Here is a 3,985-nt window from a genome sequence, read left to right on the forward strand (position 1 = left end):
TATCCTGTAACGTACACATTTTTGACAGTCCCATGACATAGCCTAAGTTTAAAGTGCAGCTTTGGAAAAGCTACTTCACTCAATTCATGTCATGGAGCTTCAACTATTCGTAATGGCTGCGGTGCTGGGCACTGCATTCCGAATACTTCCGATAAAGCAATGGGGTTATCTGCAGTAGCCTTGTATAAGCAAAAAATGCTGAGTTGAGCTGCAGAAATGATTAAAAATAAGTTAAGGGTTCTGGTAGTTACGCAGTATTTTTGGCCGGAGAATATGCGTATCAATGACTTGGTTCGTGATTTCTCGGAAAGTGGTCATGAGGTCGTTGTGTTGACCGGATGGCCAAATTACCCCGAGGGCTCAGTTTTTTCGGAATTTAGTACCAGTCCTGAGCGTTTCAAAAATTACTTCGGTGCGCGCATAGTTAGAGTTCCATTAGTCTCGCGTGGAAAATGTAGTGTCAGCCTGATTTTAAATTACATATCTTTTTTTCTCAGCGCTTCCACACTTGGTGTTTTCAAGCTTAGAAGTGAGAGGTTTGATGCGGTATTCGTATACGCAGTGTCTCCTATTATGGCTGCAATTCCCGCAGTGGTGCTGGGGCGGATAAAGAAAGTCCCGGTTTTTGTCTGGATCCTAGATCTTTGGCCGGATACTCTGAGGGCAGTAGGGGTACTCCGTCAGCCTACGTTGTTATCTTTGGTCGGACGGGTAGTTAGCACAATCTACAATCGTGCTGATTATTTGCTTTTGCAGTCCAAAGGTTTCGCTGATAACGTGAAACAATATTGCACGAAGGAAATCCCCCCAGAGCGTTTGATTTATTTTCCAAGTTGGGCTGAGGATGATTTTTCGTCTTCCACTCCACTCCCTTCAAGTTTGCTAGAGCGAGATGATTCGGTTTTCACGATTGTTTTTGCAGGAAATTTAGGCGAAGCGCAAGATTTCCCCGCGATCCTGGAGGCCGCAGAAGCATTGAGGAGCAAAATTGCAGTGCGTTGGGTGATTGTGGGGGATGGGCGTATGAGTAAATGGTTACATGAACAAGTCACGACAAGAAACTTGAGCAACGTATTGCTGCTGGGGCGACACCCTCTGAGCGAGATGCCTGGGGTGTTTGCTTGTGCCGATGGGTTGCTGGTTTCGTTGAAAACCCATGATATATTCGAGAAAACTATTCCCGGGAAAATCCAGGCTTATATGGCTTCAAGCAAGCCGATTCTGGGTATGATCAATGGGGAGGCTGCACGCGTAATCGAAGAGTCTGGCGCAGGATTTTCTTGCCCTTCAGGTGATGTCCAAGGGCTGGTGAGGGTTACTCTGGAGTTGGCCACCAAATCCTCTGCTCAACGTGAGGCTATGGGGCGTTCGGGGCGGTCCTACTATTTGAACCACTATTCCAAATCTGCACTTATGGAGCGTCTGGAAGTGCTGTTTCGCGTTGCTACGTTGCGAAGGACCACTCAGTAATGTCGAAGAATGTATTTTTAACTGGTGCAACAGGCTTTGTTGGTGGGGCGACTCTAAGGTGTCTGCTCGCAAGAAACTACACTGTCATTGTCGCGCTGCGTAATGGATCGCAATTACTTCATAATCAAGTCTCGACGATCCACGTTGACAGTATTGATGGAGCTACATCCTGGAAAAACGGTCTCATCGGCGTAGACATTGTCATACATACTGCGGCTCGCGTTCACGTGATGAATGATGCCGACATTGACCCCTTGGCGGCATTCAGGCGAGTCAATGTTGAAGGTACAGTGAATCTTGCGCGCCAGGCTGCGTCTGCAGGCGTTCGTCGCTTCATATTCATCAGTTCCATCAAGGTGAATGGCGAAAGTACCAATAGGGGGATCACGTATTCTCCCGATGACACGCCAGCTCCGGCAGATTCCTATGGGATATCCAAGATGGAAGCCGAAGAGCGGTTGCGAGAATTGGCCATGGAAACCGGGATGGAGGTAGTGGTCATAAGGCCAGTGCTGGTTTACGGCCCGGGGGTCAAGGCTAACTTTCTAAGTATGATACGATGGCTCGATAAAGGTTTTCCCCTTCCATTTGGAGCGATTCACAACAGCCGTAGTTTCGTAGCTGTGGACAATCTGGTGGATTTGATTGTCACCTGTATCATTCATCCGGCGGCCGCTAACCAAACCTTTCTGGTCAGTGATGGTGAGGATCTTTCTACCACTCAATTGCTCCGCAAAATAGCGCTTGGCCTTGGGCGTACGGCTCGGCTTGTACCAATACCTACTGGCATTCTGCGAGGATTAGCTACGTTGGTCGGAAAGAAAGCGCTGACAAACCGGTTATGCGGATCGTTGCAGGTAGACATAAGCAAAACTCGTTCATTGCTGGGATGGAAGCCTCCAGTCTCGGCGGATGATGCGCTGAGAGCTACAGCACGATATTTTATAGAAAGTAAATAACAATGATCTATTTGTGGTTAATACCTGCGGTTGCGATTGTTTCATTAATATTGACAGCCGTATTACGTCGTTATGCATTGGCTCGAAGGGTTGTTGACGTCCCCAATGCGCGTAGCTCTCATTTAGTACCCATCCCCACGGGCGGCGGTGTCGCGATCGTCATCGCATTTTTGCTGGCGCTACCGTTTCTGGCCTGGGCGAAGTTGGCAACCATGCCACTTTTGATTGCTATCGGGGGAGCGGGTGGCCTGGTCGCAGTCGTGGGTTTTATTGATGATCATGGTCATGTAGCAGCACGTTGGCGCCTGTTAGGTCATTTTTTTGCGGCCGCTTGGGCCTTGTTCTATCTGGGAGGTCCGCCTCCGATTCTCTTGTTTGGATGGACTTTGAATCTTGGTTGGCTAGGATGCGTCCTGGCGACTGTCTATCTTGTCTGGATGCTCAATCTTTACAATTTCATGGATGGAATCGATGGCTTAGCCTGTATTGAAGCGATTTCAGCGTGCCTGGGAGCTTGTCTGCTGTATTGGCTGAATGGATTCGAAAGCCAGATATGGGTTCCAGGACTGTTAGCGATGGCGGTTGTAGGATTTTTTTTCTGGAATTTTCCGCCTGCACGCATCTTCATGGGGGATGCTGGAAGTGGATTCATCGGCATGGTACTCGGTGTCGTCTCAATTCAGGCCGCCTGGATTGCACCACAGTTGCTTTGGGCCTGGCTGATCCTGTTGGGCGTGTTTATTGTAGACGCAACCTTTACATTGATTCGTCGCCTGGTTCGCGGTGACAAAGTTTATGAGGCTCATCGTAGTCACGCCTATCAGTTTGCATCACGCCGGTATCGCAAGCACTTGCCAGTTACTCTTGTTGTCGGAGCAATCAATATCGGCTGGTTGCTACCCATTGCGGTTTGCGTTACTTCCTTTGGAGTAGATGGTGTGCTAGGGCTGATAATCGCCTATCTCCCCCTCGTGATTCTGGCGTTAAAATTTCACGCGGGTGAAGTCGAAAAATCATCGCCTTCAGTATCTGATTTATGATTATTTGAGTTGGCTAGTGCGTCCGGAGATGTACACTGATCAAGCAAGGCTATGGGGCGCGGTTCGGGGTGTGCAAAGGAGTTATGGATAAATTGCGAAAATTGTTGCTTGAGCTGCCGCGCCGTCAAAAACGGTTCCTTCAGGTTGCGGCCGACGTTGTTCTCGTCTGGGCAGCGCTGTGGTTGGCATTTCTGGTTCGCCTTGGTATTGATGATATGGTCAATCCCCTGTTTGTCCATTCGTGGCTTTTTTTGAGCGCGCCGGTAATTGCTATCCCGTTGTTCATCCGATTTGGCATGTATCGCGCAGTCATGCGTTACTTTGGCAACGATGCGTTAATTGCAATCATCAAGGCGGTCAGCCTGTCGTCGCTGATTCTTGGCGTAGTTGTTTATTGGTACAGCAATCAACTAAACGTCGTCCCACGCTCAATCATTTTCAACTACTGGTGGTTGAGCCTGATCATGATCGGTGGTCTTCGCCTGGCGATGCGTCAGTATTTTTTGGGTGACTGGT

Annotated in this window: 3 protein-coding genes and 1 pseudogene; all 4 read left to right on the top strand. The window is 48.8% G+C overall.

Annotated elements, in window-relative coordinates; all coding sequences use genetic code 11:
- Nucleotides 1-216 precede the first annotated feature (216 nt).
- Nucleotides 217-1,470, top strand: a complete 1,254-nt coding sequence (locus tag ASE98_RS15935; protein WP_060542300.1) for a glycosyltransferase family 4 protein — start codon at nt 217-219, stop codon at nt 1,468-1,470.
- Entirely contained in the window at nt 1,470-2,429 is a 960-nt protein-coding gene (locus ASE98_RS15940) for a UDP-glucose 4-epimerase family protein (protein WP_060542301.1), read from the top strand. The genes ASE98_RS15935 and ASE98_RS15940 overlap by 1 nt, the downstream gene beginning before the upstream one ends.
- 2 nt (nt 2,430-2,431) lie before the next feature.
- A complete protein-coding gene (locus ASE98_RS15945) occupies nt 2,432-3,469 on the top strand; it encodes an MraY family glycosyltransferase (RefSeq protein ID WP_060542302.1) in 1,038 nt (345 codons plus the stop codon).
- Between the two features lie 83 nt (nt 3,470-3,552).
- Nucleotides 3,553-3,985: pseudogene (locus ASE98_RS15950) on the top strand (polysaccharide biosynthesis protein); the annotation flags it as partial.

The organism is Pseudomonas sp. Leaf48, from assembly GCF_001421885.1.
Taxonomy (GTDB): Bacteria; Pseudomonadota; Gammaproteobacteria; order Pseudomonadales; family Pseudomonadaceae; genus Aquipseudomonas.